The sequence below is a fragment of the Polaribacter sp. KT25b genome (assembly GCF_900105145.1).
In the GTDB taxonomy this organism is placed as follows: Bacteria; Bacteroidota; Bacteroidia; order Flavobacteriales; family Flavobacteriaceae; genus Polaribacter.
Genome location: NZ_LT629752.1, coordinates 1,096,709 through 1,121,781, shown reverse-complemented (window position 1 = coordinate 1,121,781; position 25,073 = coordinate 1,096,709). Strand labels below are relative to the sequence as shown.

Annotated in this window: 22 protein-coding genes; 7 read left to right on the top strand and 15 right to left on the bottom strand. The window is 29.0% G+C overall.

Features of this window, described 5'->3' with window-relative positions; translation table 11 throughout:
• Positions 1–13: 13 nt before the first annotated feature.
• The 5 genes from BLT70_RS04625 to BLT70_RS04605 all read right to left on the bottom strand — a co-directional run bounded on the left by BLT70_RS04625 (position 14) and on the right by BLT70_RS04605 (position 8,454).
• Complete coding sequence (locus BLT70_RS04625) at positions 14–1,330, bottom strand: pitrilysin family protein (RefSeq protein WP_091892134.1); 1,317 nt, start codon at positions 1,328–1,330, stop codon at positions 14–16.
• Positions 1,331–1,391: 61 nt separating this feature from the next.
• Positions 1,392–2,966 (bottom strand): DUF6850 family outer membrane beta-barrel protein, encoded by a 1,575-nt coding sequence (locus tag BLT70_RS04620; RefSeq protein ID WP_157691836.1) that lies wholly within the window; start codon positions 2,964–2,966, stop codon positions 1,392–1,394.
• Positions 2,959–4,200 (bottom strand): DUF4876 domain-containing protein, encoded by a 1,242-nt coding sequence (locus BLT70_RS04615; RefSeq protein WP_091892131.1) that lies wholly within the window; start codon positions 4,198–4,200, stop codon positions 2,959–2,961. The genes BLT70_RS04620 and BLT70_RS04615 overlap by 8 nt, the downstream gene beginning before the upstream one ends.
• A gap of 40 nt (positions 4,201–4,240) precedes the next feature.
• A complete protein-coding gene (locus BLT70_RS04610; RefSeq protein WP_172824390.1) occupies positions 4,241–7,129 on the bottom strand; it encodes a TonB-dependent receptor in 2,889 nt (962 codons plus the stop codon).
• Positions 7,130–7,275: 146 nt separating this feature from the next.
• Positions 7,276–8,454 (bottom strand): FecR family protein, encoded by a 1,179-nt coding sequence (locus tag BLT70_RS04605; RefSeq protein WP_157691835.1) that lies wholly within the window; start codon positions 8,452–8,454, stop codon positions 7,276–7,278.
• 115 nt (positions 8,455–8,569) lie between these two features.
• Here BLT70_RS04605 and BLT70_RS04600 point away from each other — a divergent pair, with 115 nt between their 5' ends.
• A complete protein-coding gene (locus BLT70_RS04600; protein WP_157691834.1) occupies positions 8,570–9,148 on the top strand; it encodes an RNA polymerase sigma factor in 579 nt (192 codons plus the stop codon).
• 88 nt (positions 9,149–9,236) lie between these two features.
• Here the strand turns inward: BLT70_RS04600 and ettA are convergent, their stop codons facing one another.
• The 4 genes from ettA to BLT70_RS04580 all read right to left on the bottom strand — a co-directional run bounded on the left by ettA (position 9,237) and on the right by BLT70_RS04580 (position 13,958).
• Positions 9,237–10,928: an energy-dependent translational throttle protein EttA gene (gene ettA / locus BLT70_RS04595; protein WP_091892123.1), complete on the bottom strand. Its 1,692-nt coding sequence runs from the start codon at positions 10,926–10,928 to the stop codon at positions 9,237–9,239.
• A gap of 57 nt (positions 10,929–10,985) precedes the next feature.
• Positions 10,986–11,168: a CAL67264 family membrane protein gene (locus tag BLT70_RS04590; protein ID WP_091892121.1), complete on the bottom strand. Its 183-nt coding sequence runs from the start codon at positions 11,166–11,168 to the stop codon at positions 10,986–10,988.
• A gap of 108 nt (positions 11,169–11,276) precedes the next feature.
• On the bottom strand, positions 11,277–11,861 hold the full coding sequence (locus tag BLT70_RS04585) for a hypothetical protein (protein WP_091892119.1): 585 nt from the start codon (positions 11,859–11,861) through the stop codon (positions 11,277–11,279).
• A gap of 69 nt (positions 11,862–11,930) precedes the next feature.
• Entirely contained in the window at positions 11,931–13,958 is a 2,028-nt protein-coding gene (locus BLT70_RS04580) for an FAD-dependent oxidoreductase (protein WP_368086348.1), read from the bottom strand.
• A gap of 290 nt (positions 13,959–14,248) precedes the next feature.
• Between BLT70_RS04580 and BLT70_RS04575 the strand changes: the two genes are divergently transcribed.
• The 6 genes from BLT70_RS04575 to BLT70_RS04550 all read left to right on the top strand — a co-directional run bounded on the left by BLT70_RS04575 (position 14,249) and on the right by BLT70_RS04550 (position 21,752).
• The gene (locus tag BLT70_RS04575; RefSeq protein ID WP_091892115.1) at positions 14,249–15,613 is read left to right on the top strand and encodes an OprO/OprP family phosphate-selective porin; all 1,365 of its coding nucleotides are present in this window, start codon (positions 14,249–14,251) and stop codon (positions 15,611–15,613) included.
• A gap of 24 nt (positions 15,614–15,637) precedes the next feature.
• On the top strand, positions 15,638–17,248 hold the full coding sequence (locus BLT70_RS04570; protein ID WP_091892113.1) for a lamin tail domain-containing protein: 1,611 nt from the start codon (positions 15,638–15,640) through the stop codon (positions 17,246–17,248).
• Positions 17,249–17,414: 166 nt separating this feature from the next.
• Positions 17,415–18,056 carry a hypothetical protein gene (locus BLT70_RS04565; RefSeq protein WP_091892111.1) on the top strand — a complete coding sequence of 214 codons (642 nt, stop codon included), beginning with the start codon at positions 17,415–17,417 and terminating at the stop codon, positions 18,054–18,056.
• A gap of 6 nt (positions 18,057–18,062) precedes the next feature.
• Positions 18,063–18,536: a CYTH domain-containing protein gene (locus BLT70_RS04560; RefSeq protein ID WP_091892109.1), complete on the top strand. Its 474-nt coding sequence runs from the start codon at positions 18,063–18,065 to the stop codon at positions 18,534–18,536.
• Positions 18,537–18,574: 38 nt separating this feature from the next.
• On the top strand, positions 18,575–20,176 hold the full coding sequence (locus tag BLT70_RS04555; protein ID WP_091892108.1) for an SLC13 family permease: 1,602 nt from the start codon (positions 18,575–18,577) through the stop codon (positions 20,174–20,176).
• Between the two features lie 118 nt (positions 20,177–20,294).
• Positions 20,295–21,752 (top strand): hypothetical protein, encoded by a 1,458-nt coding sequence (locus BLT70_RS04550; protein ID WP_091892106.1) that lies wholly within the window; start codon positions 20,295–20,297, stop codon positions 21,750–21,752.
• A 39-nt stretch (positions 21,753–21,791) separates the two neighbouring features.
• Here BLT70_RS04550 and BLT70_RS04545 read toward each other — a convergent pair whose 3' ends face one another.
• From BLT70_RS04545 to BLT70_RS04520, 6 genes are all read right to left on the bottom strand, one after another.
• Entirely contained in the window at positions 21,792–22,661 is an 870-nt protein-coding gene (locus BLT70_RS04545; protein WP_091892104.1) for a pirin family protein, read from the bottom strand.
• Between the two features lie 182 nt (positions 22,662–22,843).
• Positions 22,844–23,281 (bottom strand): MarR family winged helix-turn-helix transcriptional regulator, encoded by a 438-nt coding sequence (locus BLT70_RS04540; protein WP_091892102.1) that lies wholly within the window; start codon positions 23,279–23,281, stop codon positions 22,844–22,846.
• A gap of 2 nt (positions 23,282–23,283) precedes the next feature.
• Positions 23,284–23,532, bottom strand: coding sequence for a glutaredoxin domain-containing protein (locus BLT70_RS04535; protein ID WP_091892101.1), 249 nt, complete (start codon positions 23,530–23,532; stop codon positions 23,284–23,286).
• A 3-nt stretch (positions 23,533–23,535) separates the two neighbouring features.
• On the bottom strand, positions 23,536–24,069 hold the full coding sequence (locus BLT70_RS04530; RefSeq protein ID WP_091892099.1) for an NADPH-dependent FMN reductase: 534 nt from the start codon (positions 24,067–24,069) through the stop codon (positions 23,536–23,538).
• 115 nt (positions 24,070–24,184) lie between these two features.
• Positions 24,185–24,592: an OsmC family protein gene (locus tag BLT70_RS04525; RefSeq protein ID WP_091892097.1), complete on the bottom strand. Its 408-nt coding sequence runs from the start codon at positions 24,590–24,592 to the stop codon at positions 24,185–24,187.
• A complete protein-coding gene (locus tag BLT70_RS04520) occupies positions 24,579–24,944 on the bottom strand; it encodes a DoxX family protein (RefSeq protein ID WP_091892095.1) in 366 nt (121 codons plus the stop codon). The genes BLT70_RS04525 and BLT70_RS04520 overlap by 14 nt, the downstream gene beginning before the upstream one ends.
• Positions 24,945–25,073: the final 129 nt, after the last annotated feature.

Genomic DNA, 25,073 nt, shown 5'->3' with positions numbered 1-25,073 from the left:
TTTTTTTGATAAATTATTCTGGGTGATAAACAATTACTACTTGATTCTTTTTATCTAAATATTTTTTAGCAACTCGCTGAATATCTTTACTTGTTACTTTATTTATATTTTCTATCAAATTTTTAATATCTGATGTCTTATTGTATAAATGATAAAAACTAGTAACCTTATCTGCAAATGTTTCTGCGTGATAAAAATAATCTACATAAATAGCTTCGAATTGTTTTTTTACCTGTTGTAATAAAACAGGATTTACAGGTTCATTTTTTAATAATGTTAATTGTTCTTCTATTTTTTCTTGTAAATATGACTCGCTATTTTTATTTTTAACAGTAGCAGTAATACGCAATGTGCCTATTTTTTCCCAAAAATCTGCTGATGCATTAATGCGCTTAATAATTGTATCTTTTTCTATATTTAGATGATTTTCGAAATAAGAATAATCTCTATCTCCAGATAAAATAGCACTTATTATTTGCATTGTCGAAGCATCAGAATTACTTTGTGACATTAATGGATACCCTATTAATATAGATTCATTTTTTAAACCTTTTACAGTTCTTTCTGTATGCTTTTCAAGTCCAGAGATTCTATCAAAATTTTTAGGCCTTTTTATCTTTTTCCCTTTAGGAATATCTTTAAAATAAAGTTTTATCCATTTTTTAGTTTCCTTAATATCAATATTACCAGAAACCACTAAACAGGCATTATTAGGAATATAATATGTTTTTAAAAAAGCATCAAAATCTTCTTTAGAAGCCACATTAAGATCGTTCATAGAACCTATCATATTATGTCCGTAAGTTTCATCAGAAAACATTTTAGACATCATTTCAAAATAAGAATTTCCTAAAGGTTTATTATCATAACGCATTCTCTTTTCTTCCTTTACGATTTCTCTTTCACGATTAATTCCTTCTGGCGTAATTACCGGATGTAACATTCTTTCTGATTCTGCCCAAAGCCCCAATTTAAATTCGTGCGCAGGCAATAATTGATAATAATAAGTTACATCATAACTGGTATATGCATTACAATATCCACCAGCATCTAAAATAATTTTTTCAAATTTTCCTTGCGGGATATTTTTTGTTCCGTGAAATAAAAGATGCTCGTAAAAATGAGCATATCCTGTTTTACCAACTTCCTCATTCTTAGATCCCACATGATATTTAGTACCAACAATTACATTAGGTTCATTTACATCTTTATGAAGAATAACGTGTAATCCGTTTGCTAAATCATATTCTTCTAAATGAACATTATTCATCTTTTGCGCACAAATAAAAAGCGGAATAAAAAAGATGACTATTTTAAATAATGACTTCATTTTTTTGTTTTTAAATTTTTTAAATACTACTAATTCTTACATCAGAAAGTTTGCATTTCAATTAAAAATAGAGTTTAAGACCAACAACCAAGCTTAAATAATCATCGCTTTTTGAAATATAATTAACTGTTTCGTTAGATAAGTTTGTAGCTTTCCAATAATCTCCAGTTACAGAACATTCTAATTTATTTTCATTTTTAAGTTTTACATCAAAACCTAATTTGGTATTAAGATTAAAAGAACTTGTACCAACATAATCTGCAACACTATTACCAATCCAGTCTACATAAATATTATTGGCTGCATAAGGGTTGTTTTGTATATCTAAAACATGATGATATAACCCAGAAATATTTGTAAAAAGCGCCCATTTAGTAGAAACCACTTTATGTAAGCCAACAGCTATTTTAGGTTCTAAAAATTGATAATCGAATTGATATGCATAGTTTAAATCTAACTGCTCTACATTAAAATAATTTACACCTAAACTTACTTTATTTAATAGTTTTTTATAAAATAAAACAGTAGCTTCTGTTTTAAAATTATAGTTTGTAGCATTAAAGTTTTTAGCATAATATGTACCAACTTCTTGCCAAACTTTACCTTTTCCTTTTAAATATTGAGCATTTAAATTAATAGAAACTAAACGGTTCTTATGATACTGATTAAAAACAACATTAAATTGCTGATTTAAAAAACTATACTTCGTTAACTCTTCGTTCTCATCTAACCTTACAATGTTTTTATCAATCCATCGTTCTACGCCATATTTGGTAGCACTTTCTACAGATAAATCCCAATTATTTTGTTTTAGAAGCCAATACAATTGTATTTGAGGTATTACTCTTTTGGTTTGAAAGCCGTTATCTATATTTTTAATATAAGAACCTAAACCGGTGTTTAAATAATAATTTGCAGTAAGTTCTGTGTTATTTTCTGGAAACTTGTTTCCTAGTTCAGAATCTGTTTTAAAAAATTCTGTACTTACAGCTAAACTCAATAAATGCTTTTTGTTAAATTGATAACTAGCAGAAAGCTTTCCATTAATTTTTAAAGCCGTTAGCTCATTTCTAGTATCTGTTTTTCTAAAATAAAAATTGGTATCATAATTTAAATAACCACCTAAACTTAATTTAGAGTTTAGTTTATTAGCTGCACTTATTTCAAAATTATAATTCTGATGATTCCATAAACCTGTTGTTTTCTGAAAAAAATAATATGGAGAATTATATTCTGAAATACCATAGGTTAAATTATTTTCTACATCTTCTATTCTAGTATTTAAATATTCTAAGCCACCATAAAAAGTCCAATTGGTGTTTTCTAAAGGTGCCAAAGAAGCCGTTTTTAAATACAATCCGTTTTGTTTTTTATATTCTTGCGGATGCCTTAATTTCCCCTCAGCATATAAATACTTACCTTCTCCATAAGAAAACTTTGTAAGATTAGATTGATTGATTAACGATGGTATTTGAAAATACCTATTTTCAAACATTTCAAATTGAAAATCTCTCTCAATAACTGACAAACTATTTAAAGTTCTAGCTGTTTGAGAAAAACTATTTAACACAATAAACAATAAAGAGAATGTTAAAAACACTCTCTTTATTGTTACATGGTTTATTTTATTATTCATTATAACCATATTTATCTGGAAAATCTATTGCTTCAAAATCTATAGTTGAATTATTTGTATCTAATAAAATAGTTCTACCAAAACGAGCAGTAGCTACTTCATCAATTTTTCTTCTATTACTTATACCTGTATAAGAAACAGCTCTATCTGCAGTTAAATATGTAAATCCACCATCTATAGAAGAAGGCATACGTTTAAAATCTGCCGCTGCTGAATTATCTAAAATCTCTACACCATCTACAACATTTTCAATAGAAATTTTCATTATTTTATAGGTAGTAGTAGATCCTGGTTTTGTATAATCTACAATACTAGAAGCATCAAAAGTTGCATCACTACTAACTAAAACAATACTTCCTGGTGTAGATAATCTAAAAAAGTTAGTACCTTCAAACATATACGTATTGGTCATGTTTGGTACTGCTGGGTTATCAAACTCGAAAAAAGAATTTCCGGCACGTCCTTGTGCTTCTAACCAATCTATAGAATAATGCTCTAAAGTTGCATCTGTATTATCTAACTCTCCATCTGGATTTGCACTAGCTTCTTTATAATTAATTGCATTAAGTGCTATTACAATACTCTTACCAGCAGCTACTGGGTAATCTGTTCCTGTTCCTGGTATTTGACTCATCACATCTGTATACACATAATTTTCATCTGTTAATACGCTGTAAACTGAAACGCTCCCTGTTGCACCAGAATCTCCAAATAAATTAGCTATATACATACCATCTGCGTATAAAGTCTCTGATGAATTATTAAAAATTTCAATAAATGAATCTTTAAATAGAGTAACAAAACCAGATCCTGATGTGTAAATTTCTTTAAGCACCAAACCTCCGTCTTGGTTAACTGCATCTACTTCTAATGTGGTTGCAACCGTTTCTTGTTTTGCAATTATTATATTATTTGCTGTACCACTTAAAGTATAGTCGTCTGTAGAATGTGCTATTACTGCTGTATAAGTTCCTACAGGAATATCAGAAAAAATTGCCAAACCATTTGCATCTGTATTCATTGTTAAAGTAGAATTATCAATCGTCTGTGTAATTGTTACATCTATATCTGTTAAAGATATATCACTAAGACCACTTGCCAATGTTACTTGAATTTCTAAATTTCCTAAATTAGGAATATCATCTTCATTATCGCAACTAATTGTTACAGATATTAAAAGGAATAATGCAATTAACTTTGTTAAACCTAGTTGTTTTAAAATTGTTTTTTTCATGTTGTTGTTTTACTATTATTGATTTATTTTTATTGAATTACTATTTAATTAATAAGGTTAAATTAAACCCTACTGATATTTTATTATTTAATGTTCTTCTACTTCCTAAAAACTCATAAGTTGGGTTGTTCCATGGAGCGTTATTGGCGTAAAAACTAAAAGAATGCCCTTGTTTAGTTTCTTTACGTATCTGCAAATTAAAATTACTATAAAATGGAGTTGAATCAGAAATATAAGAATTTGCATCTTTTTTTAAATCGTCGAATTCTGGATTCATCCTGTTTTCTTCCGGAATTTCTATATAAGTACCATCTATATCATAATATGCAAATGGATATATATTTGTACGCGTATATTGGCTACTTTCTTTAAAGTTTAGTTCTGCAGAAAGGGTTAAAACGAAACGTAAAGAAGGTATATGTTGTATTAATGTTAAAGTACCAAAACTTCTAATAGACTTTCTTACAGAATTATCATAAACACCATATCTTACAGAATTATCGCCAACAACATAATTAGATTTATCTATATCAAAACCTGTATTTGTTACTACACTTTCTAAATAACTATATCTAAAATTAAACTGTGTATTTGTTGCTTTTATTTTCTCTGGACTTATTGTCGCTTCAACTCCATTAGTTAAAACGTAATAATTGTTATTCATTACTTTTACCGTTCTTGGTATGTTATTTACCTCTCCGGTAAGTTCAACTGTTGGTTGCACACCTATTGGCGCATCTACCACTTCATAAACAGCTTTTGGCAATAATAACAACTCATCTGTTGTAGAAATACCTCTACGCATATCTTTTTTAAAATAGGTGAAATTAAAATTCATGAAAGAAGGTGACCAATCAAAACCAATTTCTTTTAAATCTGAATAATTAGGTTTTAAATGCTCGTTTGTGGGTTGATATACATAGGTTGTTACAATTGCTAAACGTTCTTCTGGGTTCTCTGCATAATATTGAAAATTGATATAATCTATATATGCCCTTCCTGGATATAATTGTACCATTGCTGGTGCCTTGTAAGAAACTCCCCAAGCTCCTCTAGCTGTAAAATTATTATGCTTTGATGAAAAAGACATACGTGGAGACAGCAAGTTATAGCGCTCTAACATATTATCATACCTAAGTCCTAAATTTAATTGTTGCTTAGAAGCATCTCCAGAACGTTTTATAATTGTTTGATGATAAGCTGAAAAAGTTTTAGAAGCCGGAATTTTCTCAAAAGTTGCAGATCTACTTCCTGCAATATCTTGTGTATGTGCAATATTTCCTGTAGCAACTCTACCACTACCAGTATTGTCATCAAAAGAATACTGCAAACCTGTTTCAAAATTAAAATCGAAGCTCTTAAAACTTGCATTTTGAGAAGCATCAATTCTTCCATTTAAATTGATTGGTTTACCTTTTATATCTCTTGTTTGATTAAATGCATTTGCAGAATATGTAGTAGCATAAGTTGCACTTTCTATAGACTCTATAATAGGAAAAGGTCCGTTAATAACATAAGTATCATAAAAAGAATGTTGATTTACAACACTACCACTAAAATTGTAACTTACTTTTCCTAAAAATGATGACCTAAAATCTCCAGACAGTGTAGCTTGAAAAGAAGTACTTTTTACATCAGCTTCATTTTTAAAAACTTCTTCTGGTTCATGACGATTACCATCATCTGAGTGACCTATTCTTAGAGAAGTAAAATGATTCCATTGTACATCTTTAAATACAGGTAATTTCCAACGAAGTCCTAAATTAAAACTTTGATAAAACAACTTTCGTTCTGTTGGCGATCCAGAAGAATACGCGTAAGATAAATCTGTATTTAAAACACCAAATTTATTTAATTCATATCCTTTTGCTACAGACGCTTGATAATTTGTTGATGAAACATTTGCAGAAACAATATAAGGAGATTTACCTACTTTACTTTTTACTAAAATTCCACCAGATGATAAATTACCATATTTTGGTGAGGCAATACCTGTAATAATTTCTACAGATTCTACATTAGCTAATGTTATACTTCTTAAATCTACACCGCCGCCAACAACTGCTTTTCCTCCATCTAAAGTAGATGAGTTTTTTGTTTGCATATTAGCATCTGTACTAATTGCTGCGCCATCAATAATAATAGCTGTACCAAAAGAGTTTACATCAGAACTTACGGCACTTCGTAAATTTGCTTGCTTTGTAGACGTTAAGTTTGTTTGTTCAATTTTATTACCAGGAATTAAACTAAGTACATCGCCTAAATTCATAGCCTGAACTTGTTTCATAGCTTGGCTACCTATTTTATAGGTAGATGTACCTTCTCTACTTACTGTTTTTTTTGCAGTAACTACAACTTCATCTAATCCTAATAAATCTTCTTTAAGAGTAATTTTAATATTAGACAAGTTTGATTCTAAAGACAAATCAATCTCAACTGTTTTATATCCTAAGAGACTAACAGTTAATTTAAAATTTTCATGAGGTATGGTCATCAAAAACTCCCCATTTTTATTCGTAAAGGTTCCAAGGTTTAAATCTTTAACAATTACATTTACATCAGAAAGTGGATTGTTATTAACATCAATAATTTTACCACTAACATCTACTTTTCTAGAAATAGTATTTCTTTCTATTACTATAGTATTGTCTTTAAATAATTCGAAATTATAGTACCTTCTAGGTATTGCTTTTAATAATAATTTCTTTGCTTTAACAACACCTTTCTTTAACTCTACACGAGGTAAATCAATAAACATATCAGAACGATAAATAAAAGTATAATCTGTTTGTGCTTGAATAATGTCAAATATTTGATCTACAGTTACGGTTTTATCCTGATTTATTTTAATTTCCGCATTTTGAGAGATGACGTCAATTGAAGTAAAACTAAATACTGTAGAACAAAATAATAAAAATACTGTCCTCATAATAAAATTTTGAGTTTGCTTTTTGAGCCACTCTTGAGTAAAATTAATTTTCATAAATTTGTAAAGTATTAGTTAATCATTTTAATTAATATTTCTTTGGGGATAAAGCGATGTACTTTGAGCGGTATTTACTTTATCCCTTTTTTTTATTTTAAAATTATTTTGGTATCGTTTACGATATAATTTAAATTAGAGTTTCTTTTAATAGGGCTTAAAATTTCTTCAAGTGTCATTTTTTTACTTAAAACACCATTAAACTTAATCGTTTCTAATTCTTTATTTTCAAAAACAATATCTACATCATACCATCGAGATAAGACCTTCATAATTTCTTTTAACGATTTATTCTTAAAAGAAAAAACACCAGATTTCCAAGCTGTTTCATTGTAAATATTAACCGTTTTTATAGTTATTTCTCCTGTTGATTTACTAATGATAGATTGTTGTCCTACTTTTAAATTTTCATTAAAAGCAAAATTACTAACAGCTACTTTTCCTTCTGCCAATGTAGTATATACGCTAGCTTCATCTTTATAAGCCTTAATATTAAATTCTGTTCCAAAAACTTCTACTTCTTGTAAATTAGAAATTACTTTAAAAGTAGCTCCGTTATGGTTTTTACTTGATGAAACATCAAAATAAGCTTCTCCATAAACAAGTTCTACTTGTCTAGATACTCCTTTTTTAAATGATGTAGGATATTTTAATTTTGTTTGAGAATTTAACCAAACGTGCGTTCCATCGGCTAACATAACTTGAAACTCTCCTCCTCTTGGAGTTGTTAAATAATTGTAAACTATTTTAGGTTCTGTCTTAATTGTTTCAACTTTATCATCTAGATTAATTATTGTTTCTTGCTCCTTTTTATAAATAATCTCTTCTCCATTACTAGCTACTGTATTATTGCTATACGCTTTACCTTCTTCTAAAATAATATTAGAACCATCATCTAATGTTAAAGTTGCTTTATCTACACCAGATTCTACAGTAGTTACAAAAGTGTTTAAAACCTCTACAGGTTGCTCTTTATTATCAAAAACATATATATATGAAAATATAAATACAACCACAGCCGCCGCTGCATATCTAGACCAAACTGGTAGAACTCTTAATTTAGATTTCTTTTTAGAATCAATAGAAAGCTTTATTTTTTTATAAGCTGCATCAAGATCTGGTTTATTCATTGCGGTATCTATATCATAAAAAGCTTTTATATATTGCTCAAATGTATTTTGATTTTTTTCCTTTTTCAGCCACAACCTAAGAGATTCCATCTCTTGGTCTGTAATTGTATTGGCGATATATTTTATTATTATTTTCTTCAACAGAACAACTGTTTTATTAAATTTATATTAACAATACGTTCATTTAACATTAAACCCTTAGTTAAATTTTGTTTTTTTTTATCATATTTGCTTTTTCAAAAAAATAAAACTTAATTTGAAATCTTTTTTAGAAGACTTTACGCTAGCTAAGAACATAAAGAAAGACGATGAAAAAGCATTTAGAACATTGTTTGATCGCTATTATAAAAAGCTTTTAAATTATGCTAATACTTTTACAGGCGACCTACAAGAAGCGGAAGACATAGTACAACAAGTATTTATAACACTTTGGACAAATAGAAAAAAAATAGACACTAAAAAATCTATTAAAAGTTTTTTATACAAGATTACATATAACAGTTATATAGATATTTACAGAAAACAAAAACACAAGGAAAGTTTTTTTGATGAAATTAAAGAACGTGCTTTACGTGATAGAATTAGTGACAATGATGAAATAATAGAACAACGTATTTTAAAATTAAAAGTAGCTATAGATTCTTTACCAAAAAGAAGTAAAGAAATTTTACAAATGAATAAATTTGAAGGATTAAAATATAAAGAAATAGCAAATCAATTAAATATTTCGGTAAAAACAGTAGAAGCACATATGCACACTGCTTTTAAAAAAATACGCGAAACTTTTAAAAGTGATGATCTATTTTTATTTATGCTCTCTAAAATATTTCGATAATTTTTCTTCAAACTATTAAAGAAGACAACAAAAAATCTCAACTATTATAGTTGAGATTTTTTGTTGTTTTCTTTAAATAAACAGTTATTTATCTAATTAACTTTTTATATTTTAAACGTTTAGGCATTAAATCTCCACCTAATCGTTTTTTCTTATTTTCTTCATAATCAGAAAAAGAACCTTCAAAGAAATATATTTGACTATCTCCTTCAAAAGCTAAAATATGTGTACAAACTCTATCTAAAAACCATCTATCGTGGCTAATTACAACTGCACAACCTGCAAAATTTTCTAAACCTTCTTCTAATGCTCTTAATGTATTTACATCTAAATCATTAGTTGGCTCATCTAAAAGTAAAACATTTCCTTCTTCTTTTAAAGTCATTGCTAAATGCAATCTGTTTCTTTCTCCACCAGAAAGGGTATTTACTTTTTTGTTTTGCTCACTTCCAGAAAAGTTAAAACGACTTAAATAAGCTCTAGAATTTACTTGCTTTCCGCCCATCATTACTAAATCTTGACCATCAGAAAAGTTTTCCCAAATTGTTTTCTCTGGATTGATATCAGAATGCGCTTGATCTACATAAGCTATTTTTGCAGTTTCTCCAACATTAAAACTTCCAGCATCTGGAGTTTCCTCTCCCATAATCATTTTAAAAATTGTAGTTTTACCAGCACCATTTGGCCCAATAATTCCTACAATTCCTGCTTGCGGTAAATTAAATTCTAAATTTTCGTACAATAATTTATCTCCAAACGCTTTAGAAACACCTTTTGCATCAATAACATTTGTACCTAATCTTGGTCCGTTAGGAATATAGATTTCTAGTTTTTCATCAACTTGTTTTTGGTCTTGACTCATTAACTTATCATAGTTTTTCAAACGCGCTTTCTGTTTCGTTTGACGACCTTTTGCTCCTTGACGAACCCAATCTAATTCTCGCTCTAAAGTTTTTTGACGTTTAGAAGCCATTTTACTTTCTTGTGCCATTCTTTGAGATTTTTGATCTAACCAAGAAGAGTAATTTCCTTTCCAAGGAATTCCTTCGCCTCTATCTAATTCTAAAATCCAACCAGCAACATTATCTAAGAAATATCTATCATGGGTTACTGCAATTACAGTTCCTTTATATTGTGCTAAATGATGCTCTAACCAATGTACAGATTCTGCATCTAAATGGTTAGTTGGCTCATCTAACAATAAAATTTCTGGTTCTTGTAATAACAATCTACATAAAGCAACTCTTCTTTTTTCTCCTCCAGATAATACGCCGATTTTTTTATCAGCATCTGGAGTTCTTAAAGCATCCATTGCAATTTCTAATTTTGTATCTAATTCCCAAGCATTTGCAGCATCAATTTTATCTTGAAGTTCTGCTTGCTGGTTCATTAATTTTTCCATTTTATCAGCATCAGAATACACTTCTTCTAAGCCAAACATGTCATTAATTTTGTTGTATTCATCTAAAATAGCAACAGTTTCTGCAACTCCTTCTTTAACAACTTCTATTACTGTTTTCTCTGGATCTAATTGTGGTTCTTGTTCTAAATATCCAACTTTATAGCCAGGAACAAAAGTTACATCACCTTGAAAATTCTTTTCTACACCAGCAATAATTTTTAATAAAGTTGATTTTCCTGATCCATTTAAACCAAGAATTCCAATTTTTGCTCCGTAAAAAAAACTTAAATAAATATCTTTTAAAACCTGTTTCCCTGTAGATTGATAGGTTTTTGAAAGTTTATTCATTGAAAAAATTACTTTCTTATCATCACTCATTATATATATTTTATAAAATTATAAATGGATTTTGCTACTAAAAAATGTAGACTTATTTTACATTCTCCCTTTTAAAGCGTTGAAAACCCACGCAATACAGAAAAAACCAATTCCTACTGTTGCAAACCCCCAACCAGCAACATCATTATATCTATAAGCTCCCAATAATATAAGTATAACACCCATAATTAACATTAAAAGAGTTGCCCAACCAAGGACAGCATTTTTATTCATTCCCATATTTCTTATTTAGTTAGATTCGTGGCAAATATCGACAATTATTTTTTATTTAAATAAAGATTCAGAAAATTAAAAATCCTATGTAAACATAGGATTTAAAGTAATTTATTACTGTCTTCTTGTTCCTCTAGAATTAGATCTAGCTCTTTCTCTATTTTCGTTATCTGACTTCTTAGGCTGTAAACTTTCTTTCTTTTTCTTTTGATATTTTAACCATTTTTTTTGTTGCTTTTCTGAAAGTAATTTTTCTAAGGTATCATTTAATTGTTTTTCATTTTCATGAATTTCATCTTTTATTGGACCAATTATTTCACCAACTTTTTTTCTCATTTCTAAACTAGCTTCTCTATCATTTCCTTGTACAACAGAATTAACTGCTAAATCAAAATCTGAGAATTTTTTCGAATTTAAAAATGAAATTTCTTTAATTTTAAAATTATAATCTTTTAAAGCTTTACTTACTAAATATTGATTATTTTCATCTTTAATTTTAAGTTTTTTTATAACTTCTTCAATATCATAATAAAAAACACCAGCAACATCACTAGCACTAAATTTCTTTACTTTTTGTTCTTCATTTTGGTCTGATTCTTGACCTTGTGATCTTCTACCACCACCATTACCACCTCCAGGAGGTTGCGCAAAAAAAGCTGTACTTGCAAAGGCTATCAAAACAACTAAAATTCTCTTCATTTTTTATATATTTTATAATTACAAATTTAAAGGTTGCTTACTTACTTAAAGTTAAATAAACCCTAATAATTACAATTCTGCAGCCAACCTTGCACCTTGATTAATGGCTCTTTTTGCATCTAATTCTGATGCAAAATCGGCGCCACCAACAACATGAACATTTTTACCAGCATCTAATAAAGGCTGATACAAATCTTTTAATGGAGTTTGACCTGCACAAATAACAATAGTATCAACTTCTAAAATTTTTGCTTCTTCATTTTGAGTATAATGCAAACCTTTATCATCAATTTTTGTATAAGAAACTTCGCCAATAAATTGTACTTTTTTCTTTTTTAAAGTTGATCTATGTATCCAACCTGTAGTTTTACCTAAGTTACCTCCAAATTTTCCTTTGCTCCTTTTAAACATAAAAATTTCTCTTGGTGAAGGATGAACCTCAGCTTTTACACCTTCTATTCCACTTCTAGCTTTTAACGTTTTATCAATTCCCCATTCTTTTAACCAAGCATCAATATTTAATGATGTAGATTCCCCTTCATGCGCTAAATATTCTGATACGTCAAAACCAATACCTCCTGCTCCAATTACTGCAACACGTTTTCCTACCGGTTTTTTCAATTTTAAAACATCTATATAACTTAATACTTTTTTGTTTTCAATTCCTTCAATTTTTAACTCTCTTGGTTTTATTCCTGTTGCAATTACAATTTCATCAAAATCAGATTTTAATAAATCATCCGTAGAAACTCTTGTATTTAACTTTACAGTTACATTATGCAATTTAATTTGTTTATTAAAATAACGTAACGTTTCATAAAACTCTTCTTTTCCTGGAATCTGTTTTGCAATATTAAACTGACCTCCAATTTTTTTATCAGCATCAAAAAGTGTAACTATATGACCTCTTTTAGCCGCAATTGTTGCTGCTGCTAATCCTGCAGGACCTGCACCAATTACGGCTATTTTTTTCTTATTTTCTGTTTGATTATAATTTAATTCCGTTTCATGACAAGCTCTAGGATTTACCAAACAACTAGCCACTTTTCTTTCAAAAACATGATCTAAACACGCTTGATTACAACCAATACAAGTATTTATTTCATCAGCTTTTTCTGCCTCAGCTTTATTAACCCATTCTGGATCTGCTAAAAAAGGTCGCGCCATAGAAACCATATCAGCATCTCCTTCTGATAATATTTTCTCAGCTGTTTCTGGCATATTTATTCTGTTAGAAGTTACCAACGGAATTGATATTTCTTCTTTCATTTTTTTTGTTACCCAACTAAATGCTGCTCTTGGAACTGATGTTGCAATTGTTGGTATTCTTGCTTCATGCCAACCAATTCCTGTATTTATAATAGTTGCACCTGCTTTTTCAATTTCTTTTCCAAGTTGAACAACTTCTTCCCAAGAACTCCCATTTTCTACCAAGTCTAACATTGATAATCGGTAAATAATAATAAATTCTTTACCAACAGCTTTTCTTGTTTGTTTAACCAATTCAATAGGAAAACGCATTCTATTTTTATATTCTCCACCCCAAGAATCTGTTCTTTTATTGGTTCTTTTTACAATAAATTCATTAATTAAATATCCTTCTGAACCCATAATTTCTACACCATCATAACCTGCTAATTTTGATAATTCTGCGCAGTTTACAAAATCACGAATTGTTCTTTTAATTCCTGATTCTTTTAATTTAAATGGTTTAAAAGGTGTTATTGGCGATTTTATTTTTGATGGTGCAACACTAAATGGATGATAACCATAACGACCAGAATGTAAAATTTGCATACAAATTTTACCTCCTTCTTTATGTACTGCTTCTGTAATTTTTTGATGATGTTTTGCGTGTTTTTCTGTAGACATTCTTGCTGCAAAAGGACCTGTCCAACCTTGTATGTTTGGGGCAATTCCTCCTGTAACAATTAATCCTACTCCTCCTCTTGCCCTTTCTGCATAATAAGCCGCAATTCTATCAATTCCGTTTTTTTCTTCTTCTAAACCTGTATGCATAGAACCCATTAAAATTCTATTTTTTAAGGTCGTAAATCCTAAATCTAATGGTTCAAAAATGTGCTTATATTTCATAATTTCTTAATTAAATTTATTATGCATGCATAATACTTTGCAAGATATGTTTATTTTTTGAAAATAAAAAACTCAAAATAATTGAAAGGTTGGTATTTATAAAAATCAAAAAACACATAAACTACTTTTTAAGATGCGTAATGACAATGATCAATAATTTAATAGAGAATCACACTGACCTACATCATTGTGGTAAATATGATTAGTCTATAAATTTAGTAGTGCTAATAAGCATTAAAAAAAGGTACACTATTAAAGGTAGAAAGTTATAAAAACAGCAAAATTAATTAAAAATGAAAAATAAACTTTACATTTTATTAGTCGCAATGATGTTATTAAGTATAGGATCATTTGCTCAAAACAACGACGAAGTTGTTACATTAAATCAATACGGACAAGAAGTTGAGGCTGTAGAATTAAATACTGAAGCTAGAAACAGCATATTAACATTCGAGTCAAAAGATAAAAATTATAAATTTTGGTTTGATAATCGGGTGTATTTTGATGGAGGTATGTTCTTTGATAAAGATGCATATAATCCTATTGGAAACGGAGTTACTATAAGACGTGCCCGTGTAGCGATGAAAGTTATAATGCATAAAAATTGGTATGGTGAAATTGATTTCGATTTTTCTGGATCAGCAACAGAAATTAAAGATGCATACATTAAATACACAACTGATGCTGGAGATCTTAATATTAAAGCGGGTCACTTTAGAGAAAGTTTTTCTATGGAGACAACTACAACATCTAGATATGTTAATTTTATTGAGCGTTCATTAATGTCAAAATTTGCACCTTCTCGTCAACTAGGTTTTCAAGCAAATTATATAAAAGATACATATTTATTATCTGGAGGTGTACATTTTAATAATCAAGGTTCATTTGAAGAAGTTGAATGGAGTCAAGATGCAAATAAAGATTATGGTACAGATGAAGGTTATTCGTTTACGGGTAGAGCAGTTTTTAGACCTATTTTGGATGCTGATAAGGTAATTCATATTGGTGTAGCTGCATCCTACAGAACACCAAAAACAGATCTTGAAGTGCCAAATAGCTATAGATTTAGTACAAGATCAATTTCTAATGTAAACCGTAAAAAATATTTAGATACAGACGATATTTTAAATGTAGAAAACAATACTATTTATAACGTAGAATTAGCTGGTGCTTATAAAAACATGATGTTTCAATCAGAATATATAGGAAATGATATTTCTAGAACAAATGGTTTATCAAATGTAAATTTAAATGGTTTTTATGCACAAGCAGGAATTTTATTAAGTGGAGGAAAATATAATTATAATAAAAATGAAGGTGAATTTACTCAAGTTTCTTTAGGAAGTAAAAAGGGAGAACTTGAAGCAGCATTCCGTTTTGATTACATAGATCTTAACGATCAAAATGCAGAAATTTATGGAGGTAGCGCAAATGCTTATACTTTAGGTTTAAACTACCACTTTAATTACAATGTTAAATTTATGCTTGACTACTCGTATTTAGATCATGATAGATATGCTAATGGAAAAGGAAAACTATTTGTAGGTTCTGATATCAATGGAGATCTAACAAAAGATCCTACTAAAGTTGTAGACGCAGAAGGTAAAGGTGGTGATGACTATGGACAATTACAATTTAGAATTGAACTAGACTTTTAATAACAAAACCTAAAACAATATAAAATGAAAAATTATAATTACATACTATACAGCTTATTATTTGTGCTTTTTAGTGCAACCAGCTGTGTAGAAGACGCGGTGTATGAAGGAGATTTACCTGATGTTGCTACTTCGACCATAAAATTAAATGAAATAATGTCTACAGGTTCGCCAGATTGGATTGAACTTTATAATGAAGGTACAACAAGTGTAGATTTATCAGGATTTAAATTAACAGACACAAGTCAAGAATGGATAATTGATAATCTTACAATTGAATCTGGAAGTTATGTTACTTTTGATTGTGATGATTCTAACGTTTCCAATGTTTCTACAAACTTTAAAATTTCATCAGGAGGAGAAGAAATAACACTTTACAATGCTAGTGGAGAATTAATTGATCAAATTACAACGCCAGATATGGCTAGTCAAATTGGCTTAACTTATGGAAGAGAAATTGATGGAGGAGAAATTTGGACTGTACAAAGTGCTTCAAAAGGAGTTGCAAATAGCAATGTTAATAATCCTCCTGTACTAATAGCAGAACCTTTAACAGAATTTACCGAAGTTTATGAAGTTACAGCTTCTGATGCCAATGGTATTGCATCTGTAAAATTAGTTTATTTAGTAAATGGAGGTGTACAATCTATTGAAATGGCCTTGGTTGATGGTGAATACAAAACATCAGTTCCTACATCAAAAGTTGGAGATTTAGTTAGTTATTACGTAGTTGCTACAGATATTACAGGAATGACTTCATATTATCCAGAAGATGGAAGTAATTCACCAGCCGAATTTCTTGTTGAAGGAGGTTTAAAAGAATTAACATTCGAAGGTGCAAAAGCAGGTTATAGAGAAGAAGTTACATTTACTGCATCACCATATTATCCTGAACAAGTTAGTGAAATTAGATTGTATTACTTACTTCCTGGACAATTACAAGATGATGTTAATGACGATAAAACGAAAGTTGAATTAACAAAAAACGGAGACATTTTTACTGGTGTAATTCCTGCTCAAAATACTGATGATGTAATTCGTTATTATTTAAGAGTAGAATATATTGATGACACTAAAACCTATTATCCGAAAGAAGAAAAGAATACAGATGATATTGTTATTAGTGACTTTAATCATGATTTAGGTACTACTTGGCCAAGTTATACTGTAGAAGCAATTACCTATGATGCTGTTGTAGAAACTACTATTAATTCAACTCAAGGACCTTTAACAAGTATTACTTTTCCTACAAACCCAGTTCCAGAAACTGATATTAATTTAGTTTTAGCCTATACTAGCACAGAGACAATTAACGAAGCTAGAGTGTATTTTGCAGTTGGAGATTCTCCTGTTTATATTAAAGCAAATAAAGTATCTGGTGAAGATGATGCTTCTTTTACACAAACAGGGGTTACAATAAATTTGAAAGATGTTTTATCTGATGCTAGCGAATCATTAAGTCAAACTGGAGCAAAAGTTTCATTCTACATTCGTATTGCTACAGATACTGCAGAATATTATTATTCAAATACTGGTGCAATGTCATTAGATAATACTCCTGGTGGTGGAACAACAGATGAATCTGATGCTTTTAAAGCAGATCCTTCACTTTGGAATGTTTATAATGTTCAATAACTAGTATATTTTATCAGCTTATAATGAAAGTTGTAAGCTGATAAAATATCAGTATTAAAAAAAACAATAATAAGTGGTAACTCTTCTAGTAGTGTTTATAAAAATTTAAAGTTTAAAATCTTCGGATATAGAAAGTAATAGTTTATTACCAAAATAAGAAAAAAATATGGCAACATCAGAAATGAAAATAGGCGAAATATCTAAACCTCGTTTTGAGTTTAGAACATTCGGGCAAAATTTTGATAATTCATCCAAAAGAATGGCAAGATTATCAGTACCAATTCCAGAAAAAGTTTGGGAAAGAAAATCAGAAGAAATTTATATTTTATCTAAAACAAACGATATTAATAACACCAAAATTCGTGATGGAAAAATGGATATTAAAACCTACATTCAAACGGTTGATGGTTTAGAGCAATGGAATCCATTAATGAAAAGTGAATTTCCTATTTCTAAAGAAGTTTTAGAAAATGACGTTTTTCCTGCGTTTAAAGTTGAAATGCCTTCATTAACTAAAAATACATATACATTAAAAGAGTTTTTAGCAATGATAGATGCTCATAAAGATCTTCAAAGCGTTAAAGTTAAAAAACAACGTTTTGGATATATGGTAAACAATACATTATGTGAAGTGGGAAATGTACTAATTAATGGCGCAAAAGTAGTAACTATTAATTCGGAATCTACAGAGCTAGAAGACATCAAAAAGACAATAGTAGATTGCCAATTAGAAGGCTGTGAAAACATAAATTATTTACAAGTAATAAAAAGAATAATTGGTTGGATAAATAAACCGTTAGCAAATTAATAAAAAATGAAAAATAGAGAAATAGAACGTAAGTTTGTGGTTAAAAATGATGATTTTAAAAAAGAATCTTTTAGTCAAACTAAAATAGTTCAAGGATTTTTATCAACAGTGCCAGAAAGAACTGTAAGAATAAGAATTAAAGGTGATAAAGGTTTTATCACAATTAAAGGAATAGGAGATAAATCTGGAGCATCTCGTTTTGAGTGGGAAAAAGAAATATCTGTTGAAGATGCCAAAGATTTATTAAAAATTAGTGAACCTGGAGTTATTGATAAAACAAGATTTAACGTAAAATCTGGTACTCATACTTTTGAAGTTGATGAATTTTATGGTGAAAATAAAGGTTTAACAGTTGCCGAAATTGAATTGAATTCTGAAGATGAAGACTTTAAAAAACCATCATGGTTAGGCAAAGAAGTTACTGGAGATGTAAAATATTACAACTCTATGTTAATGAAAAATCCGTATAAAAACTGGTAATAAAAAAAGGTTACTAACAGTAAAATAAAAATAGCCAAATGAGCGCATTACAACAAAACGGATTTGATGTATTAGATATGAAAAACTATCGAATGGAAAAACTTCCTAAAAGGGAGAAATCTAAGTTCGAACGAGTTCTTATGATTATTGGAGCTCCTTTAGCAATCATCTCTTTTATACTTATACTGTATGTTCTAAAAATTCCTTTTTTAGATAATTTAGATACATCTGCTTTAAGCTCAAGTGCTAAAAGTAATTTTAAGGAAATTGGGTTACAAAATTTTATATTTTCAAATAAAGCTATGCTTGCCATTTTTGTAGCCTCATTAATTCTTTGGGTAACAGAAGCTATTCCAAATTACTTAACATCCTTAATATTAATAATCACACTAGTTTTAACAAAAGTGTTACCAGAAGATGTTGCTTACGCGCAATTGGGACATAAAGTAATGTGGTTAAACATTATGTCTTTTGTTTTGGCTAGCATGTTGGTTGCTACAGGTGTTGCCAAAAGATTTGCGCTTTGGTTTATTATTAAATTTGGTAAAAGTGCTTCTTCGGTAATTTTAAGTTTTTTAGTTATTAATCTTGTTTTGTCTTTATTTATTTCAGCAACTACTGCAAAAGCTGCAATATTATTACCCGTTTTTATGGTTGTTGCCGCAATTTATGGTGCTTCAAATGGAAATCAAAATAATGTAGGGCGTAATGTTTTGTTACAAAATTTGTTTCAAAATAATATGGGAGCTAGTTCTTTTTTAACAGGTTCTGGTGCTAACTTATTAGCTGCTTCATTAATTGCAGGAGCAATTGGTAGTGATATATTTTTCTCTCAATGGATGATTGCCTCATTCCCTGTTGCTCTTGGATTAATGCTTATTGCCTGGATAATTGGAACTAAAATTATCTTCCCAATAAAAAAAGAAGATCAAAAACCGAGTATTCCTGGTGGAATGGATAGCCTTAAAAAAGATTTGAAAGATCTTGGAAAAGTTTCTTTTAATGAAATAAAATCCATTATCATATTTGTAAGTATTCTTACGCTTTGGGTAACTGATAAATGGCATGGAATAAGTCCTACAGCAGTTGCATTTGTTGGAGCAATTGTGGCTTTAATGCCAAAAATTGGAATTGTAAGTTGGAACGATGTAGACATACCTTGGCATTTATTATTGTTCTCTGCTGGTGCTTATACTTTAGGAGCAGCTTTTAAAGTTACAGACCTTCCGTCAATTTCTGTAAATGCTACTTTTGATGCTCTAGGTTTTGGTGCAGAAACACCTTTTTGGATATTGTATGTTGTGCTAACAGCAGCGATGATTTTTAGTGCTTTATTTATGCAATCAAAAACCATGAGAGCCATGATTTTTATTCCAATAGCAATTGGTATTGCCACACGATTTAATTACCCAATTATGAGTCTTGCTTTTCCTGTTGCTTTACTCATTGAGCATGTTTATACATTGCCTTTTAATAGTAAACCCGCATTGCTATTATATTCTACAAATCAATATAGTATGACAGATGCTTTTAAATTTGGATTTACAATGCAGATTATTGCTTGGATTACCTCTATACTTATGGCAATGACTTATTTTAAATGGCTGGGAATTACACCTAATGGTTTAGGTCTTTTTTAATCGAAAAGAATTACTCTACATTTTGCTTCAAAATTTGGATTAAATTTGTAATTCTGAGAAAACAAGAATCTAAAATATCATTAAATTAAGTACATGATTCCTTAATACAAAATATGCTGTGATAAAAAGTAAAATAGAAATACATGATAAATTTTCAGTAGTAATTAATGTAACTTACGATACTATTTTTAAAAAGAAAAGATCTAAATACACTACAATTACCTACCTTTTCTTTGCTGATACTCTAAATATAAACAGCAAAACTTATCCTGCTACAAAATTTTATAATGATGTTCGATTATTTCTAAAATATGATGCTCCTAAATACACATTAAATGATATAAATATTGAAGAAGATTCTCTGTTTAAAAAATTAATAAATAATACAGAAAAATTTATCAAAGATGAATCTGTTAAAAATAATACGCATTATAAAGAACAGGTAAAAATGTTTGCTGCAACTTTAAGCAGTTTAATCAGTAAAGAAATAGATTCTTTAATCAGAAAAAAAGAAGTATCACCTGATGATATTACGAGTTTTTTAGAAAAAATAGATTCAATTTTATTAAAATTTAGAAGTCATGTTGTTTTTACGGTAAAAGAATCAACCATAAAAGAAAAAAATAAGAATGCCATTTTTTATGCTGATGAACATATAAGTAATGTTGTAGAGTTGCAATTGATGAAATTGTTCATTTATCTACAAAACAATAAATTTAAATCTCTTATTCTTAATAAGGTTGTAAACTTAATTAATTCTGAGCAAAATTATAAAAAACAAAAGGGTTATGATTCGCCAAAAGATAAAAATATCAATCCAGAAGAATTGCTGTTTAAACGTAATCAATTAAAAAAATACATTGATAGTGTTTTCTTTTTAAAACAAGACATTCGTAAAGATGGCGCTGTTTTTGAACAGACATTATTAGCGCTGGCTGCAGGATTAGCCATGATTTTTTCAACTGGAATTGCTTTTTATTATCAACAAGTTTATGGTAATTTTACCTTGCCTTTTTTCATAGCACTTGTAGTAGGTTATATGCTAAAAGATAGAATAAAAGGTTTTTTTGGTTCATTATTTATGAGTAAATCTAACAACCTTTTTTATAATTATAAAATAAATATCACCAATTCTTTGGGTAAAAGAGTAGGATCGATTAAAGAGGTGTTCTCATTTGCTCCTTATAAAAAATTAAACGAAAAGATAAAAAAATATAGACAAATAGATTTGATTGTTAAAAGTGATTCAGAATCTCTAAATGAGCACGTTATACAATATAAAAAGAAAATTGAAATCTATCCAGAAAAATTTGGAAATGATTTACCTGATGAGAAAATAATTGGTTTAACAGATAGTACACGTCTAAATTTTCATCGATTTATTCAATATATGGACAATCCTAAAAAGGAATATATTTTGATAAAAAAAGGAGAAGTTTACAATAAAATTGCAAATAAAATATACCATATAAATATTATTCAAAAATATTACACAGAAGAAGGTATCGAATTTAATCGCTATCGTGTGATCATGAATAGAAACGGTATTAGAAGGATTGAAAAGATTTCTTTGTAAAAATTATTTGTTATTTCTACAAGGGGTTTAAACCCCTTGTTAATATAAATATCCCATTTTTCCTTGTTGATAATCGCGCATTGCTTCTAAAATTTCTGTTTGCGTATTCATTACATAAGGTCCATATTGGGTAACTTTTTCATTAATTGGTACTCCTGATAAAATCAATAAAGTACTTTGTTTTTTTGCTTCAAATTTGATTGTATTTCCATCTTGATTAAAAGTTATCATTTGGTTTTCTCCTTTCTTTAAAACTTCTGATGCATTTACCAAAACTTCACCTTCTAACAAATAAATTAAAGATTGATGGTTTTCTGGAATTTCAATTTCTAGCTTTCCTCCTTCCTCTGTATTTACTGTAAAAACATTTACTTCAGTTTGCGTTTTTATCAAACCAGATTCTTTATTTTGATTTCCTGCAATAATATTTAACTGTGCTTTTTTGTCATCAGAAAATATTTTTGGAATTTGCTTTTCTTCCAAATGTTGATAATTTGGAGGTATCATTTTATCTTTAGCTGGCAGATTTAACCACAACTGAATTCCTTCTAAATCGCCACCTTTTTTCACAAATTCTTTGGTTGGTCCTTCTGCGTGAATAATTCCACGACCAGCAGTTGTCCATTGAACATCGCCAGCTTTTACAATTATTTCATTTCCTAAAGAATCTCTGTGTAATTGCTCTCCTTTAAAAAGTAATGTTATTGGCTCAAAACCTCTGTGAGGATGTGGTCCTAAATCAAACGGATTGTTGAATTCTGAAATTGCATAAGGTCCATAATGATGTAATAATAAAAACGGATCTACATTTTCAATGCCTTCTGTTGGCAATGGTTGACGCAATTTTATTGGTCCCATATTTACTAAAGGACTTGCTACTTTATGTTGAATTGTTTTAAGTGTTTTCATATTATTTAATATTTCTTCTCGATACAATTCCGATAAAAAACCGGAATTACTCGAACTGACAGTGCGTTCTAACTCTTAACCACTTTTAATAACAATCTGTCACTTCCAGTGAAATTCATTTTTCTAAAATTTTGTATCAAGAAGTTATTATTTTCCGAGGAAAATATTTAATCAAATTTTTTTTATCTAATTTTATCTAACAAATTACTTAATGTTGCGGCTTCTTCATCAGATAAATTATCTAGAAAAGAAATGTTTTTATTATCATCAATAGTTGATAATAATTCTAAACCTTGGTTTGTTATCCTAACATACACGACTCTTCTATCAGCTTCACAACGCTCTCTTTCAATTAAGTTTTTATCACACAATTTATCCATTAAACGCGTTGCATTTGGCGCTCTTTCTATCATTCTATCTTTAACAATTTGCACCTTAATTTTATCTTTTGCTCCTCGTAAAATTCTTAAAATATTAAATTGTTGTGGAGAAATTCCATAAGGTTTAAAGAATTCATTTTCCTTACTATTTAACCAATTGGATGTATATTTTATGTTGATTAAAGCTTTTACTTTATTGCTATCAAACTTAGAATTTATGTCTTTAGATATGTCTCCCATATTTATGCTCTTAATCTTAAATCTTGCATTATTTTATTAAATTCTTCTGTAGTTGGTGTTAAATAAACTTTGTCATCTACAAACAAAGTTGGAAATTTCGCAACACCCTTATATAACTCTTTGCTATGTTCTCTTGCTGCTGCATCTTTAGAAATATCTTTGTATGTATAAGGAACATCTGTTGAGTTTAAAAAATTTTTAAATGCAACTGTATAAGCGTGTCCTTGTTTTCCGTATAAAACTATTTTCATATTTTATAAATTTACAAAGTTTTCAAATTGCTTTACTTGTTCTACTAATAATGATAATAAATCTTCATTAACTATTTTATCATCTTTAAAATTATCATAAAAACTAGGTAAAGAAAAAGTAATTAATTCTTTTGCTCCTTGTCTTGGAAATCTTTGTTCTGCTGCTGCTAAAACAAACTTACCCCCCATTCCTCCAGGAGAAGTTGCCATTAACAATACAGGTTTGTCTCTAAAAATTTTCCCTTCAATTCTAGAACTCCAATCGAATATATTTTTAAAAGCTGCTGCGTAAGAACCATTATGTTCTGCTAATGATAAAATAAAACCATCATAATTATCTAATATAGAAGTAAATTTCTTTACGTCTTCTGGAAAACCATTTTTCTCTTCGTCTTCACTAAAAATTGGAGCTGTAAAATCTCTTAAATCTATTACATCAAAAGAGGTGTTTTGTAAATTCTCTGCAGCAAATGTTGCTAATTTTTTATTGATAGAAGTAGAACTTGTACTTCCTGCAAATGCTAATATTTTTTTCATCTTATTTTATTTTTAAAAATTGTTCTCGATACTATTTTTCAAAAAAGAAAAATCAATCGAACTGACATACTGGAACTGCAAACTGATTACCGAAAACTGTTACTGCCAACTAATTTTACTGAATACTGCTTACAATTTCAGTTTCTCCTTTTACCATTTTGGCAACAGGACATTTACCTGCAATTACTAATAATCTTTTTTTTTGGTCTTCTGTAATTTCATTTTCGAAAGAAATATCTTCTTCTAACCATTTTTTAATTCCTTCTGATGTTTGCTCTTCTTTTTGAAAAACATTTACAGTTATTTTACCAACATTCCAACCTTTTCTTTCTGCATACATTCTTAAAGTGATAGAAACGCAACCTCCTACTGCAGTTAATAAATATTCTACTGGTGTTGGACCATTATCATCTCCTCCTGAAGCTACAGGTTCATCAATTGTTAAAAAATGATTTCTTGTTTTTGCTTCTGCTAAATAGTTTTTATTTGATAAAATTACTTCTGAATTTTTAACCTTCTTCATACCTAATTTTTTTATCTGAAAAATATGATGCTATTAATAAAACCATTGCAACTATTGCTGCTGTTTGTTCTCCATCTTTTATTGTTAAATGCGCAATAATAGCTAGCGTAAATGCAATAAAAAAGCCCAAATAAGCAAATAATTTAACTGTATTATTACCTGTATACCACAAAGCAATAACACCAACTATTTTTGCTACTGCATACGGGTAAATGATATCTGTTGAATAGCCAAAACGAGTAAACATTTTTGCTACTTCTTCATGATTGAAGAAATACATACCCGCTGAAAAAAGTAATAACAATGATAATAATCCTGTTGAAATGAAATAAATATTTTTATAAGTTTTCATCTTGAATGTTTTAAAATTCTATACAAATTTACAAAATAAAAAACTATTTACCAAGGAAAATAAATCCAAGGAAGTATTTCATTTTATGTATAACAAAAAGTTCAAAGAAGTTTAGCCCTGATTGAATGG

Coding starts and splice junctions, on each gene's coding strand:
- BLT70_RS04540 (WP_091892102.1), bottom strand. CDS start 23,281: ATGGGAGACATATCTAAAGACATAAATTCTAAGTTTGATAGCAATAAA.
- BLT70_RS04575 (WP_091892115.1), top strand. CDS start 14,249: ATGAAAAATAAACTTTACATTTTATTAGTCGCAATGATGTTATTAAGT.
- BLT70_RS04545 (WP_091892104.1), bottom strand. CDS start 22,661: ATGAAAACACTTAAAACAATTCAACATAAAGTAGCAAGTCCTTTAGTA.
- BLT70_RS04590 (WP_091892121.1), bottom strand. CDS start 11,168: ATGGGAATGAATAAAAATGCTGTCCTTGGTTGGGCAACTCTTTTAATG.
- BLT70_RS04625 (WP_091892134.1), bottom strand. CDS start 1,330: ATGAAGTCATTATTTAAAATAGTCATCTTTTTTATTCCGCTTTTTATT.
- BLT70_RS04570 (WP_091892113.1), top strand. CDS start 15,638: ATGAAAAATTATAATTACATACTATACAGCTTATTATTTGTGCTTTTT.
- BLT70_RS04535 (WP_091892101.1), bottom strand. CDS start 23,532: ATGAAAATAGTTTTATACGGAAAACAAGGACACGCTTATACAGTTGCA.
- BLT70_RS04565 (WP_091892111.1), top strand. CDS start 17,415: ATGGCAACATCAGAAATGAAAATAGGCGAAATATCTAAACCTCGTTTT.
- ettA (WP_091892123.1), bottom strand. CDS start 10,928: ATGAGTGATGATAAGAAAGTAATTTTTTCAATGAATAAACTTTCAAAA.
- BLT70_RS04560 (WP_091892109.1), top strand. CDS start 18,063: ATGAAAAATAGAGAAATAGAACGTAAGTTTGTGGTTAAAAATGATGAT.
- BLT70_RS04520 (WP_091892095.1), bottom strand. CDS start 24,944: ATGAAAACTTATAAAAATATTTATTTCATTTCAACAGGATTATTATCA.
- BLT70_RS04620 (WP_157691836.1), bottom strand. CDS start 2,966: ATGAATAATAAAATAAACCATGTAACAATAAAGAGAGTGTTTTTAACA.
- BLT70_RS04555 (WP_091892108.1), top strand. CDS start 18,575: ATGAGCGCATTACAACAAAACGGATTTGATGTATTAGATATGAAAAAC.
- BLT70_RS04525 (WP_091892097.1), bottom strand. CDS start 24,592: ATGAAGAAGGTTAAAAATTCAGAAGTAATTTTATCAAATAAAAACTAT.
- BLT70_RS04615 (WP_091892131.1), bottom strand. CDS start 4,200: ATGAAAAAAACAATTTTAAAACAACTAGGTTTAACAAAGTTAATTGCA.
- BLT70_RS04530 (WP_091892099.1), bottom strand. CDS start 24,069: ATGAAAAAAATATTAGCATTTGCAGGAAGTACAAGTTCTACTTCTATC.
- BLT70_RS04610 (WP_172824390.1), bottom strand. CDS start 7,129: ATGAGGACAGTATTTTTATTATTTTGTTCTACAGTATTTAGTTTTACT.
- BLT70_RS04585 (WP_091892119.1), bottom strand. CDS start 11,861: ATGAAGAGAATTTTAGTTGTTTTGATAGCCTTTGCAAGTACAGCTTTT.